This is a genomic window from Paenibacillus sp. FSL H3-0469, from assembly GCF_038051945.1.
Lineage (GTDB): Bacteria > Bacillota > Bacilli > Paenibacillales > Paenibacillaceae > Paenibacillus_AQ.
Genome location: NZ_CP150302.1, coordinates 1,136,482 through 1,151,967, shown reverse-complemented (window position 1 = coordinate 1,151,967; position 15,486 = coordinate 1,136,482). Strand labels below are relative to the sequence as shown.

Below are 15,486 nucleotides of genomic sequence, written 5' to 3'. Positions count from 1 at the left end.
TATCTAAAGTTAAGATGTCAGGTCACACAAACTGCATTACGAACATCACTAGGAGGGTGGTCCCGCTTGCAATTAGAGAAAATTGTCGCCTATCACAAAGCCTTATCCGATCCGACCCGGCTGCGTATACTGCTGCTCCTCTCCCGGGGCGAGGTTCACGGTCATGCCTTGGCCGAGAAGCTGAATCTCTCGCAGCCTACCGTGACCCACCATGCCGCCAAGCTGCGCGAAGCCGCTCTCATTCAGGAGCGCAGAGACAAGAATACCGTATATTTTAAGCTGAATCCCGAGTTTATCCAGTCAGGCTCCGAGGCTTCGCTGAAATTTATTTTTGCAAAGGGGGTGGAGGAGATGGAGGAAGAGTCGCCTGAACACAGTCTGAAGGAGTCGGTGCTCCGTAATTTTTTTGCCAAAGACGGACGCCTGCGCCAGATTCCCGCACAATACAAGAAGAAATTAATCGCGCTGCAATATATGGTGGAGAAGCTCGAACCCGGCACAGTCTATTCGGAGAAAGAGATCAACGAGTTCATTAAGCCGTTCCATGATGATTATGCCACAATCCGCCGCGAGTTCATTATGCACCAGTTCATGTACCGGGAGAATGATAAGTACGAGCTCAACCCGCCCGAACTCTGGACTCACTGGGAAAATGTCAAATAATGATCTAATAAATGGGGATTTTTTATGACAAGTGCGAAACTGCTGATTAATTGTTCAAATAACGAATAAAATGGTATTGTAAGCGTTATCTGACAAAAGCTTCGAAAGGAGACCTTCAGTATGATATTCAAACGTGCCAAAAAAAACTTGCAACCCAATCATCCAACCGTTACCTTGCCGCAGATCAAGCAGGCTGTAAGGCAATTTGAAGAAGATATGCCCGCTCCCATTAACCGTACCGCTCTGATCCAGGAAGATAAGAGTATTGACCTGAACCGGCTCAAACGATATTTAGGCGGAGTCCCGCAGCAGAAGTTCTATATGTCCAGCGAGACCTTTGAGATTTTTGAAGAATCTGACAAGCTGGTGCCATACTACCTCGACATGGTTCAATCGGCGGTAGACAATTATATCAGTGACACTGGCAAGCTCCCGCTGCTCGAAGACGCCTGGCTCCCTGAGGTTCATTACCGGCTGCTCTCCACTGAGCGTTATCTGAAGGAGACACCGCCGTTCCCGCTCTATATTACCGACGAGGAAATGATGCTGACGCACCGGGCAGAGCATTTTGAATCCTGACAGCTCAGCCAACCTGATTCCCCTATACAGGCCATTCTGACGAAGGAGAGGTTGTCCTTCCCGGCGGAATGGTCTTTATTTTGCGCTACGGGGCGTAGTACAATAAGCATCTGGTGTTTTATCGCAGAAATGGACGACAGAAGGGGAGCGTATACATGAGAGAGGTACAAGCTTTGCTGTTTGATCTGGACAACACCCTGATGGACCGTGATCAGACCTTCCGCAGCTTCAGCATGAAGTTTGTGCAGGATTTCCTGGGACATCTTAGCGAAGAGCAGGCACTGCAGGTGGTGGAGGATATGATTATCAGGGATGCCGACGGATACCGGGATAAGGACGGGTTTTTCGCGGAGCTGAGCGAGGTTCTGCCTTGGGAGAAGGCGTTGACCGCTGCGGACATCCGGGCCTATTATGACGAGACCTATATCCGTCACGGGGCGATGATGAAGCATGCGGTGGAGACGCTGGAGTATTGCCGGGAACGCGGATATCCGCTGGGATTGGTCACGAACGGCGGCACAGATATTCAATATGGCAAAATCGATCTGCTCGGACTCCGCGGCTACTTCCGCACGATTGTCATTTCGGGCGAAGCCGGGATCAGCAAGCCTGATCCTGCGATCTACCGGTTAGCCCTGGAACGTCTGGGTTCCACGGCGGAACAGACGATCTTCATCGGGGATCACCCCGTGAATGATATCTGGGGGGCGGCGAGAAGCGGGATGGATACGATCTGGCTGAAACGCAATCATGCCTGGGATGAATCGCTGAACGTGAAGCCGGTTGCGGTCATTCAGGAACTGGATGAGCTGAGGGGGATTATTTGAGAAAGTTAGGGCCTGCTGTTGACAAACGGCATCCGGGCCGTATATTATAACAGCATATTATTTCGGAAGGAGACGATGTCAAATGGCAGTTTATACAAGCGGTTCAGGATTGGTTGCTACTGTTGTGGATACGTGTCTTCCGGGAAAAGCGGCTGTGGAGTAATTATTAATCCCAGCTTCGCAAGTAAGCTCTATGTTGCCTTCTAGAGCCGCCGGGAACCGTATCGGTTCCGGCGGCTTTTTTGCGTGTGCAGTTTTGCTGCATCACGCCCGAAATAGCGGAGTCTGCTCCTTCTCGCGAAGAGAGTAGCTTCCGCTATTCTGGAATGACTCTGCCCAGCGGGCGGTTCTTTGCTGTACCACAGCATGGGCCAGCTCGCTGCCGGGTCTGCCTCTGCCGCCGGAACCTTTGGGTTCCGGCGGCTTTTTTGCGTGCGCCTTAAGGAGCATTACTTCCCGGAGATACATGGATGTGTGGTAAGCGGATGTATTAAGAACAATAATAACCCATTCAGGAGGAAATGCATGAATATCGATATTAAGCTTGAACAGTACGGCTGGAATGAAGAATGGAACCGGAAATGGACAGATAAGCTGCGGCTGCTGGACGGCAGGGACTATGCAGCGGGCCGGATTGCCGGGGATTTCGGCAGTAAATACAGAGTAATTACCACAGCAGGTGAAATATGGGGTGAGCTGTCAGGCAAGTTCCGGCATTCGCTGAGCGGGTCAGGCGAGTATCCAGCGGTAGGCGACTGGGTGGTCCTGGCGATGCAGGATGGAGGAGCACATGCAGTAATTCATGGCGTGCTTTCCCGTCACAGCGTCATCTCGCGCAAGGTGGCGGGCCCGACTCAGGAGGAGCAGATCGTGGCTTCCAATGTAGATACTCTATTCCTGGTCAGTGCACTGAATGATGATTTCAATGTGCGGCGGATGGAGCGTTATCTGATTATGGCGTGGAACAGCGGGGCGAATCCGGTCATTCTATTGACCAAGGCAGATCTGTGCACTGATGCGGAGCTGAAAATGGCCGAAATGCAGCAGGCGGCTCCAGGTGTCCCGGTCCATGTGGTCAGCGCCTTACTAGGCGACGGACGGGAGGAGCTCCAGCCTTACATCGGCAGCGGCCAGACGGTAGCTCTGACCGGTTCGTCCGGCTGCGGCAAATCCACGATGGTTAACTGGCTCAGCGGCCGCAATCTGCAGCTCACCCAGGATGTGCGGGAAGGGGACAGCCGCGGACGTCATACGACCACTCACCGTGAGCTGTTTGTCCTCCCGGACGGCGGGATTATCGTCGATACGCCGGGAATGCGCGAGCTGCAATTGTGGGAGGATGACGGCGGACTGGACCTGGCGTTCGGTGAGATCAGCAGCCTTGCGGCTGAATGCCGCTTCAGTGACTGTACGCATACACGGGAGGAAGGCTGCGCCGTGCTTGAGGCGGCCGCGAGCGGAGTATTGGACGGGAAGCGGCTGCAGAATTACCACAAGACGCAGAAGGAGCTGCAGTTCCAGAACAGCAAGGAAGCGCGGCAGAAGCGCAAGACAGCCGCCGCCTCCACCAAGAGCACCCCGCCCCGTGCCAAGGGCAACAGCTGGCAGCGGGTGTTGGATGAATATTAAGCAGCGATGACATTGCAGGGCGTTGCAGGAGCATGGAAGCGAGCTTGGGAATAGGGATGAAAGTTTGCATAACGGAATAAGCTTGCTGGATGCTGAGCATTGTGTAAGTAGGAGCTACGCCACCCTGGAGAGTAGTTGGAAAAACGTATTTTAATTTGGTGGTTTGGGAGCTAGAGAGGAAATTAGTTGGATAAACGTCACTTACTACACCGTAAATAGCTCATTTGGACAAAATCAAGGATATTAAGTGCTGCTTTTCCAACTGCTCCCTAGCTCGAGGCCGCTTATTAAATAACAAGTGGAGAAAATCCACCTGCTTCAGCAACTATTATAAAAATGGCATCTGGCACACTAAAAAGCAGCGATTCTCCCGTTAGTGGGGAATCGCTGCTTTCCGTTTTTGGTCAGTCTCCCTACGAAGACTTTCAAAAAGCTTTTATGATCAGATTAGAACGATGCTGCTGCAGTTTTAGCCAGTTGCAGGCCGGAAGCGATGATGTCAGCGGATTTGTCCGGGTTCTGGTTGTGTCCTTCGATGATTACCTGTGTAGTTTCTTTGAAGCCCCAGAAGTTCAGGTTGCCCATGATGAAGTTAACAGCCATTTCAGCACTTGCGGCCGGGCCTTCGGAGTACACGCCGCCTCTGGCGTTCAGAACAGCTGCTTTTTTACCAGTCAAGAGTCCTACAGGACCTTCTGCAGTATACTTGAAGGTAGTTCCAGCCTGGTTCAAGTAATCGATATAAGTGTGCAGTACAGCCGGAACGGTCATGTTCCAGAGCGGGAAGGCGAATACTACTTTGTCAGCAGCCAGGAACTGGTCCAGATATTTCTTCACAAGTGCTGCGCCTGCTGCTTCTTCAGGAGTAGCTTCGAAGCCTTGAGCGGCTTTGTATACACCAGTGATCAGAGTGTTATCGTAGTAAGGAAGCTGTTCAGCGAACAGGTCGAGTTCAGTGATCTGGTCCTGCGGATGAGTCTCCTTGTAGCTGGACAGGAATTCGTTGTAGAGCTGAACACTTACGGATTGCTCGGCAGGGCGGTTATTAGCTTTGATAAACAGTACATTCGACATTATGATTTCTCCTTAGATATCTATTTAATATTAACTATCGATAATATAGCATTTAATTTTTAGTTTGTAAATATCCGTCGTATAAAATTTTTATTCTGCTTGCAGAAGCTGCTATTCTTCGCAAATGTACCATATCTTCTATAACAGCGCTCTAATCCGCCCGGGAACGGTCTATATGTAGTATTCCAAATTTCGCAAGCGGTGCAGGCGCAGCCAGGGACAAGTTTAATGATTCTGCGGCCCGGTTATATAGGTGATATAAGGAGAAGAGGAAATGATTCCCTCTCCAGATCACGGGACTAAGCCCCCATTTAAAGGAGCGATTGACATGTCCATCGACCGTTTCATCCTGAAGAAACTGGACAGCTGTCACGAAGAGCATACCCGGCGTAACCTGGTGAAGTTGTTCAAATTGCGAATTAAAAAGGCGGAGAAAGAGGAGAACCGGAACCTCCGGATTGGATAACTGCCGGTATAATGTTGAGTGTTAAGCCCCTGTAAACCATAGACTAAGCGCATCCCTCACTTGCGGGAATGTGCTTTTTTAAGTTGTTTATCCATATATGTATACCGCCAAATACCGGCAAAAAAATATCCCTCTGTTTAATAGAGGGATAAGGCCAATGAATCATTTTCACTGTAACTGTGCAATATAGCTTCTGAGCCTTTAATTTCGATACTGATCAGGGAATTCAAACAGGTCTGCAGGGCGTTTTTGCCTTTTTGAATTTTGAGTTCAAGGGTGCTGTTTAGCAGTCGAAGTACTTTTTGGGTCGGCTGTTTGTTTTCTGTTGTGAAATATACAGGGACAAGCTTGTTTTGAAATGTGATGAGCATTCTCATTTTGAAAACCACCTCGCTAAAAGTATTTCATGGTATTGATCTTACCCTGTGTTTCTTAATTTTACCTTAAAATTAGCTTATGATAACATAAAGATTGCAAGTTTTATAGTTTTGCTTGTTTTTTTGAAAGCCACTCATTTACATTAAAACATAGATGTATGCCTAAAAGGAAGGGATAAAGAATGTGAATAAGCAAGAGGTGATCTGTCTGGCACAGTATCTGTTCCCCGGTGAGACCGAGCGTAGAGTGGTGGCGGAGCTCCTGCACGCAGCCTCCGGCTCCAAGCGGATCTGCAGAGTGAAATTCAATGAGCGTGAATATGCGCAGGATGTATGCCTGCAAGTACATAAGGATAAGATCCTCCTGAGAGGGTTAACAGAAGAGGACGATTTCGCCTACGAACTGAAAGAGCCGGCAGAGATGAAGCGCGCCTGCTGTTACCTGTTCAATTGCTTCGAGCGTGCGCAGCCCCGGAACCAGTCCGCTCCAGCGGTATTCCTGTCCAGACGGAGTTATGAGGAGATTCATAAGAAGGCCGGAACGTGGAACCTCTGTGTGCTGGCGGCTTCACTGGAAGCGGAGACAGGTGATCCTGACAGCTCTGTAGAATTGGCTAAAGTACTTAAGAACCGGACAGCTTCCGGTGAACTGCGGTTATGTGTGCGGAATGATGAGGGCTGGACCCTGCAGCAGATCTCTTACATAGAAGCTTCTTCGGGCGGATGGCTTCTACGCAGCAGCAGTGAACAGGATGACGGTTATATCATTGCGTTCCCGCTGACCCGGGCAGAGCTATGTCATGCTTTTGGGGAATGGCTGCTCTATTAAGATTGTTCTGGCAAAATAGCTTTGGCGGAAGCACCGACTAACTCTGACGGGTCCGGCTCGCTGGTCCGGTACAGCGTGAATACGGCGCTGCGATCGCTCATAATGCGGGCGGGGTATACGAACGCAATTTAATGTAAGCGCTTTATATATTGTACTTTAACCTTTCCATAGACTCCCGCATATGCATAGAGCAAGGGCGAAAGACCCGGGAGGAAAGGAGTGGAGAGGATGAAAGGGTTCAAAAGACTGTCATTGCCGTTCTTGGTAATGCTTGTGCTCGGCTCTGTTCTTGCAGGCTGCGGCAGTAAATCCGGTGATGTCAAGGTGAAGATCGGCGAAGTTACCCGTTCCGTGTTCTATGCGCCTGAATATGTGGCCTTATCGCAGGGCTTTTTCAAGGATGAAGGGCTGGATGTGGAGCTGCAGACGATACCTGGCGGAGATAAAACCATGACGGCCCTGCTATCAGGAGCAATCGATGTGGCGCTGGTCGGTTCGGAGACCTCCATTTATGTGTACCAGCAGGGGGCGGATGATCCTGTAATCAATTTTGCCCAGCTTACACAGCGGGATGGAACCTTCTTGTTCGCGCGTACACCGGACAGCCATTTCACATGGGACAAAGTGAAGGGCTCGACCTTCCTGGGGCAAAGGCAAGGGGGCATGCCGCAGATGGCGGGCGCATTCACGCTGCTGAATAAGGGGATTGATGCGGGGAAGGATCTGACGCTGATCCAGAACATTGATTTTGCCAATATTGCCGGCGCGTTTGCTTCAGGGACCGGGGATTATGTACAGCTGTTCGAGCCTCAGGCATCGATCTTCGAGAGTGAGGGCCGGGGCCAGGTGGTTGCTTCCTTCGGGGTAGAGAGCGGTTATCTGCCGTATACGGTATTCATGTCCAAGCAGAGCTACATTACTAAGAATCAGGACACGGTGCAGAAATTCACCAATGCGGTCCAGCGTGCCCAGTTATGGGTGAAGGCTCATAGTCCTGAGGAGATTGCTGACGCGGTCATGCCTTATTTTGAAAAGATTGACCGGGGCATTGTGGTCTCTGCCATCAGCCGTTATAAGGAACAGGATACCTATGCGGTGAATCCGGTAATTGATGACAAGGAATGGAATAATCTGCTGGATGTTATTGACCATGCCGGTGAGCTGAAGGAACGAATCCCTGCCGCTAAAATAGTTAATAACAGCTTTGCAGAGCAGGCAGAGAGCACCATCAAGGAGTGAGGAGGCCGACCACTATGCTTCCAGTAGTCGAGTTGAAGGAAGTCACGCACGCCTATCTGGGAGACCGCGAGGCTTCGCTTGCTATAGAGGATCTGAATCTCAGCGTTGGCCAAGGCGAGTTCGTCAGTCTGGTCGGACCGAGCGGCTGCGGCAAAACAACGATTCTGTCGATCATCGCCGGGCTGCTGCAGGCTTCACGCGGTGAGGTGCTGCTCAGCGGACGTAAGGCCGCGGGACCTTCGCCGGAAGTCGGCTATATGCTCCAGCAGGACTATCTGTTTCCCTGGAGAACGATTGAGGATAACGCGTTGCTCGGGCTGGAGCTGACCGGAAGGCTCACCGGAAGCTCGCGTGCCAAATCGTTGCAGCTGCTGGCCGATATGGGGCTGGAAGGCAAGGAGCAAGCCTATCCGGCACAGCTCTCGGGAGGGATGCGCCAGCGTGTTGCTCTCGTGCGGACGCTGGCTACCGACCCCAGCTTGCTGCTGCTTGATGAGCCATTCTCGGCGCTGGACTACCAGATTAAGCTGCAGCTGGAGGATCTGGTCTCGGAGACGCTGATGCGCCGGGGAACCACGGCGATTCTGGTTACGCATGACCTGTCTGAAGCGATTGCGGTCAGCAGCCGGGTCATTCTTCTCCAGCCGAATCCGGGCAGAATCCGCCGGATTTTTGAGATTCCGGAAGCGATCCGCCGCACCCCGCCGCTGTATGCGCGGGACCTGCCGGGCTTCGCGGAGCTTTTTCACGAGGTATGGAAGGAAATGGAGCTGGCAGGGAGGGAAGAGATGTGAATACAGAAGCGCAGCCCCGTGAGACGGCCTCCCGTGCGCAGTGGCTGGAACAGAAGCATGCGGATTACAGGAAGAAGAAGCTGCGCCGCAAGAGTCAGGTGCTTATGGTCCGGAGCAGCCTGCTGCTGGTGTTCTTCGTGCTCTGGGAAGCCGGGGCCAGAATGGGCTGGATCGATGAGCTGTTGTTCAGCTACCCGACGAAGGTGTTCGGGCAGATCTGGGAGGACATGGTCAGCGGCAGTCTGTGGCCGCATCTGGGAATGACCGTGGGCGAGACCGCGGTGGGCTTTATTCTGGGCACCTTAATCGGGACGCTGCTGGCTGTCGTGATCTGGTGGTCACCTTTTCTGTCCGCCGTCCTGGACCCTTATATGGTTGTATTCAACAGTATGCCGAAGGTGGCGCTCGGACCGATCTTCATTGTCATGTTCGGGGCAGGCTTCACCGCCATCGTCGTTACCACCTTATCGATTACCGTGATTATCACGACTCTGGTAGTGTACAACAGCTTTTGCAGCGTGGACCCGAATCTGGTCAAGGTGGTCCGCTCCTTCGGCGCCTCCAAAAGCCAGGAGTTCTGCAAAGTTATTCTCCCGGCGTCGTTCCCGGCGGTGGTCTCCACCCTCAAGGTGAATGTCGGCATGTCCTGGGTCGGTGTCATTGTCGGTGAATTTTTGGTGGCGAAATCGGGACTGGGGTATCTGATTATTTACGGTTTTCAGGTGTTCAACTTCACCCTGGTCATGTCGAGCCTGCTCATTATTGCGGCTGTGGCTACGGCCATGTACCAGCTGGTGGTGTATGTGGAGAAGCTGCTGCTGTCGAGACGGTAAGAACCATGTCATATTGTGTCTCTTGGCAAAATCTTGTACCATGACTATATCTTTATCTGAATGTTGAAGCTTAACGGTGTAGGAGAGATATTCACATGGGATTTCGTATTATTAAAACGGCGGCTGCAACTCTGCTGTCTATTCTGCTGGCAGCCGCCGCTGGTATCCCTAATGCCCAAAGCGCGGGATTGCTGGCCATTCTCGGGGTGGAAACGACCCGTAAAAGGAGTCTACGCACGATTTCGGCGCGCTTTTTCGCCTCATTGGTGGGACTCTTTTTGGGCTGTATTCTGTTTTGGGCCCTGGGCTTTCATTATTGGGTACTAGGACTGTATGTATTGTTCGGCTTCCCGCTGATCGTCAAATCCGGCTTCAAGGAAGGGATCGTCACCAGCTCGGTCATTGTGTTCCGCGTGTTTGGACAAGCTGATATCACGGTTCATATCCTGCTGCAACAGGTGGAGCTGCTGATTATCGGCCTCGGCTCCGCCGGACTTGTGAACTTCATCTATATGCCGCAGACCGGCGGGATCATTGCGGGCATCCGCAAAGAGGTGGACGGCTACTTCTCGGTCATCTTCCGGCAAATGGCCAGAACGCTCCGTGATCCCGGCTATATCTGGGACGGGAAAGAGCTGATCGGGGCAGGGGAGGCTGTACAGAAGGGGCTGAGCGCGGCATCCAGGGAAATGGAGAATCATGTGATCCACCCGGATGAAGCCTGGAATGTGTACTTCTATATGCGTAAGGAGCAGCTGGAGTCCATCCAGAATATGATGCAGCTGCTCTCGCAGGTCTACCGGCAGCTGCCGCACGGAGATATGGTGGCAGAGCTGTTCGACCAGCTTAGCGGTGATGTGCTGGCTGAGGAATATACCGGCCGGACCGAACGGCTGCTGGAGGAGCTGCAGCAGGAGTTCCAGGAGATGGAGCTGCCGGATTCGCGTGAGGAATTCGAGATCCGCTCCGCGATTCTGCAATTATGCCGTGAGCTTGCGCTGTATCTTAAGATTGCCAAACGCTATAAAAGCCCGGTGGAGCTGCGTCCGGCGAAGGACAAGCAGCCTGCGAAGGGCAAAGCGTAAGCAAATCCATGTAATTTAGGTGTCAGGTATTCACAATCCGGTGTAAAATAACGATAAGAAACATAAGCACCGCAAGTGAGCTTGTCTCTTAAGTGATGTCCAAAACTCAAGAATCTTGGTCTGGCAGGTGAGGAATATGAATAACAGCAATGATCAATATATCGGCAAACAGCTGGTAGCGAACCTTTTTAATCATAGCGGTGTATTTGTCTTGCCGGCATTGACCCTGCTCACCGGAGAGCATATCCGCCTGATTACGCAGCACAAGATCGTTCTGGAGCCGCAGGATGTGGTCCAGGTCGATAGCGCTGCATTCTATCAGCTGGCTGTGGATGACTGTACGGCGGCAATGGAGAGTATTTTTGAACAGCTGCGCTATACGAAGACGAAGCGTCTGCCGATGATTGAGCTTAGGAATGAAGTGATCCCGTTCATCCAGCAGGTGAGCGAGAAGAATGATTTCTTTGGAATATTGTCTGCGCTGCAGACTAAGGATGATTATACATACAGGCATAATGTGGCAGTAGGGATCATCTCTACACTGCTCGGCAAATGGCTGAAGCTGAAGCCTGACGAGCTGAGTATGCTGACGATTGCTGCGACGCTGCATGATATCGGCAAAATTATGATTCCGGCCGAGATCCTTACCAAGCCGGGTCCGCTGAGTGAGGATGAATATGCCCTGATGAAGAAGCACACGACCTATGGCTATGAGATGATCCGCGATACGGTGGGCACCAATCATATGCAGGCGCTCGTGGCGCTGCAGCATCACGAACGGATGGACGGCAGCGGCTATCCGTTCGGCGTGCTGGGCCACCGGATTACGGATTTCAGCAAGATCGTAGCGGTGGCGGATATTTTCCACGCGATGACTTCGGACCGGTTCTACCGTACAGCCGCGCCGCTGTATGAGGTGCTTAAGCAGATGGACGAGAATGTCTACGGCAAGCTGGACCCGTATATCTGCAGTGTGTTCATTAATAAGCTGATGCAGTCGATGATCGGCAATGAGGTGCTCCTGACGGACGGGCAGATCGGCAAAATCATTATGATTCTGGCCCATGACCCGCTGCGTCCGCTGGTGAACATCGGTGAGGACTTCATCGATCTCAGCCGCCACCGGCAGCTTGGTATCGTACGTGTGCTTTCCTAGCAGAGAGCCTGGCCCTTCCCGGCTTAAGATGTTGGCACAACAAAAAGTAGCGGTTTTCCCGGTTTGGGGGAGCCGCTACTTTTGTTTTTTTTCGGATCAGGAGACTCATAATGGACTAAATCCGGCAATAAAATGAAGCAAAGGGCTTCAGTTACGGCATCTGAGGGCTTACCCAAATTTATTTCTACTCTAACAATCAACAAATGCCCAGAACGTGCATACACTTGATAGTGAATGATTGTATGGAGGAGGTTCAAAGATGTCATTAAGCCATAAACGTCAAACAAGGGAGATCATTACGAAGGCAATTTGCGGCAAAGGTCGTAAGTTCTCTACAGCAACCCATACCGTGACTCCGCCACATCATCCGACTAGTATTCTGGGGGCTTGGATCATTAACCACCAGTACGAAGCGGTTGCCGCCGGGAACGGAATCGAAGTGATTGGTACCTATGATGTGAACATCTGGTATTCGTACGACAAAAACAAGCAGACCGAGGTTGCCAAGGAAACGGTCTCCTATGTGGAGCTTATTCCATTGTCGTACCTCGACCCGAGACACCGTGCTTCCACGGCACAGGTCTCTGCGGAGGCAACGCAGGAACCCAATTGTGTGGAAGCCGGGGTATCACCGGGCGGAGGCAGTGTGACACTCCGCGTGGAACGCGAGTTCGATGCGGAACTGGTGGCTGAGACCAAGCTCCGCGTGTTTGTCAGTGATCAGAGTGACGATCTGGAAGACAAGGATTATGATTTTGAAGGCGAGAATTATGATTACGATGATCTGGACCCTGACGCTCTGGATGATGAGTTGTAGGAAGGAATGCGCCGCTGCCTGAAGTACTGTGTGGGTTATGATCCATTATATGATGAGAGGGCAGCGGCGTAGAGGGCGAATGCCCTCTTTTTTTTAAAATATAAAAATATTTTTTGCAGGGTAAGGATTTAGGCTTCAGGTTGTTGAGTATCCTTCAAGGCACAGGGATGCGGAGGGGGAGGCTTGCGCTGGAGAAGCGGCATTCATCAGGGAATTTAAACAGGGCGGCGTTCGGATGTCTAAGTATACACCGCAGCGGCGATCAAGCTTCGGGTTCAATTTTTATACGGTCTTATATATGTATTATTTTTACTTTGGTTTTCACGCTATTTCCACTTGAACATTTGGGGGTCAGGCTTCCTCAGCGGCTTATGCTCAAAGGGTATTGTCCGGTACAGGATGGTACGCAAGGGGATAAGGCACTGAGGAATTTCGTATGGGCGGAGGCATTAGACATGAATGAAGGGCTGAACGTATTCCGGCAGCTTGCGCCGGAGCAGATGGAACGCAGGCTCCGGCGCTGCGGGATTGAGGCCGACTCCGATTCTATCGCTAGAGGGTCGCGGCAAGATACAAGAGGTACCCATGCCCACTCACATGGACAAGACCCTGCAAGCTACAGACAGCACTACCGCGTGCTCATCTTCAATCTGGCCGTGCTGGACTGCCAGCCGCTTGGAGCGGGAGCAGCTATGGGCGCTGGCGGGGGAGCGGCTGGATGGTTGGGTAGGGATGGGAGCGGCGGGCTGGGAGTTGGAGGGCAAGGGGAGTATGAGCGTGATGGTGGGGGAGTCGGAGGGCAGGGGGAGTATAGGAATGGTATGGGAGGAGCTGGAGAGCAAGGGGAGTATGAGAGCGTTGGGCGTGTAGCTGGAGGGCGAGATGGGGATGGGAGTAATGGAGTAGGTGCTGGAGGGCAAGGTGAGTATGGGAGTAGTGAGGGAGTAGCAGGGGGGCAAGATGAGTATGGGAGTGGTGTGGGAGGAGCTGAAGGGCAAGGTGAGTACTGGAGTGTTGGTGGGGGAGTTGAAGGGCAGGGTGAGTATGGGAGTCGTGGGGATGAGCTTGGCAGTTTAGGTGGTGGGGGAAGGGATTTGCGGGGGACTGCGGGGGTTCTGCGGACTACAGCGGTGCGGGCGCTCTATAGTCTGGGGCTGGACAGCGGCGAGGTGGAGCTGCGGGCCATGGGCGGGCGGCGGTATATGGTGACAGGCATTACTCCGGTGATGCCTGATTCCTCAGGAGCGCTGCCTGAGCCGTACCGGTCAGCATCCGCAGCGCTTGCTCGGATGCTCGACAGTGAGCAGCCGGGCCGGCCTGGGCTGCTCATGGGCATGGACCCGGAGTTCCTGCTGCTCCGGGAATCCACGGGCCGCGTCGTGCCGGCGTCGCGGTACCTGCCCATGGACGGCGTCGCGGGCTGCGACGCCGGACCCCCGGGAACGCGCGGCGTGTTCCCGGTGGCGGAGCTGCGCCCTGCGCCGCGCGGGGAACCGCGCGCGCTGCTGGCGCAGCTGATGTCCGCCGCACGCGAGGCGGACCGGCTCATTGCCGACCGCTCGCTGCGCTGGCGGGCGGGAGGTATGCCGCTGCGGGGCTGGGCCCTCGGCGGCCACCTGCACTTCAGCGGCGTCACGCTGTGTGCGCCGCTCCTGCGCGCGCTAGATAACTATCTAGCGCTGCCCCTGTTCCTGCTGGAGGACATCCGGGCTGCGGCCCGGCGTCCCCGCTATGGCGTGCTCGGCGATTTCCGTCCTCAGCCGCATGGCGGCTTCGAGTACCGGACCCTGCCGAGCTTCCTGGTCTCCCCGGTCATCGCCAAAGGCGCGGTCTGCCTGGCTCACCTGATCGTGAGCCATTATGAAGACCTGCCGCTGCGTCCGCTCGACCGGGAAGACCTGCATGCCGCCTTCTACAGCGGCGGCAAAGACCTTCTGCGCACAGCCTGGCCTCCCCTGGAGGCGCAGCTGCGCGCACTGGGCGGCTACGCTGCCGCCGCCCGGTGGATTGATCCGCTGCTGCGCGCCATAGCGGAGCAGCAGAGCTGGGATGAGTCGCGGGATATCCGCGGCTCCTGGGTACGGAGCGCCCCGCCGGACTCCGGGGCGCTGCCCTCCGGGCGGGCGGATGCTTATCAATAGAGCCCGCCGCCGTCAAGTCCAGATAGCCGCCGGTTACAGCTTTTCTGCACCGCTAGGTGTGGAAATCTGTAACTATGGCGGCTGTTTTAAAAACAAACTACTGTGCACAATTGCTCTAAATTACTACAAGTACTCTAAATTACTCTGAATACTTAAGTTACTCAGCTAATCATCCCCTTCAAACTTGCGCCCATTATATGAAACTTCGTTCGAAGCGATCATTCAGTGATAGGTGCCTAGCGATAGGTGTACTCTGTACAACTAAACACACTCTAAAAGAAGCTTTTTCTCTTCTAATTGTAGTGTGTACAACTAAATTTGCCCGAATCGCCAGAACCCAAGTACAGATGGGTTTTTATATGTACAGATTACAACTAAATGGATAATCGGTGGAATATCGGACGTTTTAGTTGTACGAACTGCAATTAAGCCTAACGCCCAATACAACTACTATTCTAACCCCGCTATCGCAACTACATGGGTCTGGTGGAGTCATTAAGGAAGTGGTTATCAAAGTGATTGTATTTACTGCAGCAGAATCGCCGTTTCCCAGCGCTGTGATTCATTCTAATGTATTTCGTACATTAGATTTCTGGGATTTGGTCCGAAAACTCTTGTTTTCAGGATTTCTACTGTACAAATTGCAACAGATCCCATTTTTTAGCTATTTACAGGACCATCTAAAGTATAAAGTGCAATAGAATGAAAAAATTACCGGGAACTCTCAGCACCATGCTTCATTATGATGGTCTGGGCCTCCGCCACCATATTTTTCGCTCACACATGCAGCCCCATTCGGCACGCCACACTTGCAATCCCCCAGAAGTTACACCCGCCAGCGCCACATCCTCACCCAGCATTCTCAACTATATTCCTACCACATGCAGTCCGCACTCTGACCAAGCGTTCTCAGCTGCACCGATATGCTCACCCACATTCTGTACTGATTTTTTGACCAACATTCTTCCGCATACACA

At 52.7% G+C, this 15,486-nt stretch carries 15 protein-coding genes; 13 read left to right on the top strand and 2 right to left on the bottom strand.

The window, feature by feature from the left end; genetic code table 11:
* Nucleotides 1-66 precede the first annotated feature (66 nt).
* The 4 genes from NSS83_RS04945 to rsgA all read left to right on the top strand — a co-directional run bounded on the left by NSS83_RS04945 (nucleotide 67) and on the right by rsgA (nucleotide 3,698).
* On the top strand, nucleotides 67-663 hold the full coding sequence (locus NSS83_RS04945; RefSeq protein ID WP_341185481.1) for a metalloregulator ArsR/SmtB family transcription factor: 597 nt from the start codon (nucleotides 67-69) through the stop codon (nucleotides 661-663).
* A 120-nt stretch (nucleotides 664-783) separates the two neighbouring features.
* Complete coding sequence (locus NSS83_RS04940) at nucleotides 784-1,242, top strand: DUF3939 domain-containing protein (RefSeq protein WP_341185482.1); 459 nt, start codon at nucleotides 784-786, stop codon at nucleotides 1,240-1,242.
* A 155-nt stretch (nucleotides 1,243-1,397) separates the two neighbouring features.
* Nucleotides 1,398-2,069, top strand: coding sequence for an HAD family hydrolase (locus NSS83_RS04935; protein WP_341347795.1), 672 nt, complete (start codon nucleotides 1,398-1,400; stop codon nucleotides 2,067-2,069).
* A gap of 525 nt (nucleotides 2,070-2,594) precedes the next feature.
* A complete protein-coding gene (gene rsgA / locus NSS83_RS04930; protein ID WP_341185484.1) occupies nucleotides 2,595-3,698 on the top strand; it encodes a ribosome small subunit-dependent GTPase A in 1,104 nt (367 codons plus the stop codon).
* Between the two features lie 447 nt (nucleotides 3,699-4,145).
* Here the strand turns inward: rsgA and NSS83_RS04925 are convergent, their stop codons facing one another.
* Nucleotides 4,146-4,772 (bottom strand): FMN-dependent NADH-azoreductase, encoded by a 627-nt coding sequence (locus NSS83_RS04925; RefSeq protein WP_036699056.1) that lies wholly within the window; start codon nucleotides 4,770-4,772, stop codon nucleotides 4,146-4,148.
* 328 nt (nucleotides 4,773-5,100) lie between these two features.
* Here NSS83_RS04925 and NSS83_RS04920 point away from each other — a divergent pair, with 328 nt between their 5' ends.
* Nucleotides 5,101-5,238: a hypothetical protein gene (locus NSS83_RS04920; protein ID WP_179090468.1), complete on the top strand. Its 138-nt coding sequence runs from the start codon at nucleotides 5,101-5,103 to the stop codon at nucleotides 5,236-5,238.
* Between the two features lie 137 nt (nucleotides 5,239-5,375).
* Here NSS83_RS04920 and NSS83_RS04915 read toward each other — a convergent pair whose 3' ends face one another.
* Nucleotides 5,376-5,615, bottom strand: coding sequence for a hypothetical protein (locus NSS83_RS04915; RefSeq protein ID WP_036699054.1), 240 nt, complete (start codon nucleotides 5,613-5,615; stop codon nucleotides 5,376-5,378).
* 184 nt (nucleotides 5,616-5,799) lie between these two features.
* Between NSS83_RS04915 and NSS83_RS04910 the strand changes: the two genes are divergently transcribed.
* The 8 genes from NSS83_RS04910 to NSS83_RS04875 all read left to right on the top strand — a co-directional run bounded on the left by NSS83_RS04910 (nucleotide 5,800) and on the right by NSS83_RS04875 (nucleotide 14,509).
* Nucleotides 5,800-6,444 (top strand): hypothetical protein, encoded by a 645-nt coding sequence (locus NSS83_RS04910; protein WP_341185485.1) that lies wholly within the window; start codon nucleotides 5,800-5,802, stop codon nucleotides 6,442-6,444.
* 228 nt (nucleotides 6,445-6,672) lie between these two features.
* Nucleotides 6,673-7,683, top strand: a complete 1,011-nt coding sequence (locus NSS83_RS04905; protein WP_341347794.1) for an ABC transporter substrate-binding protein — start codon at nucleotides 6,673-6,675, stop codon at nucleotides 7,681-7,683.
* A 14-nt stretch (nucleotides 7,684-7,697) separates the two neighbouring features.
* A complete protein-coding gene (locus NSS83_RS04900; RefSeq protein WP_340753306.1) occupies nucleotides 7,698-8,477 on the top strand; it encodes an ABC transporter ATP-binding protein in 780 nt (259 codons plus the stop codon).
* A complete protein-coding gene (locus NSS83_RS04895) occupies nucleotides 8,474-9,310 on the top strand; it encodes an ABC transporter permease (RefSeq protein WP_341185487.1) in 837 nt (278 codons plus the stop codon). The genes NSS83_RS04900 and NSS83_RS04895 overlap by 4 nt, the downstream gene beginning before the upstream one ends.
* A 95-nt stretch (nucleotides 9,311-9,405) precedes the next feature.
* Nucleotides 9,406-10,395, top strand: a complete 990-nt coding sequence (locus NSS83_RS04890) for an aromatic acid exporter family protein (protein WP_341185488.1) — start codon at nucleotides 9,406-9,408, stop codon at nucleotides 10,393-10,395.
* 136 nt (nucleotides 10,396-10,531) lie between these two features.
* The gene (locus NSS83_RS04885) at nucleotides 10,532-11,551 is read left to right on the top strand and encodes an HD-GYP domain-containing protein (protein WP_036699042.1); all 1,020 of its coding nucleotides are present in this window, start codon (nucleotides 10,532-10,534) and stop codon (nucleotides 11,549-11,551) included.
* A gap of 259 nt (nucleotides 11,552-11,810) precedes the next feature.
* Complete coding sequence (locus NSS83_RS04880; RefSeq protein ID WP_036699039.1) at nucleotides 11,811-12,368, top strand: outer spore coat protein CotE; 558 nt, start codon at nucleotides 11,811-11,813, stop codon at nucleotides 12,366-12,368.
* Nucleotides 12,369-12,823: 455 nt separating this feature from the next.
* Nucleotides 12,824-14,509, top strand: a complete 1,686-nt coding sequence (locus NSS83_RS04875; RefSeq protein WP_341185489.1) for a hypothetical protein — start codon at nucleotides 12,824-12,826, stop codon at nucleotides 14,507-14,509.
* Nucleotides 14,510-15,486 lie beyond the last annotated feature (977 nt).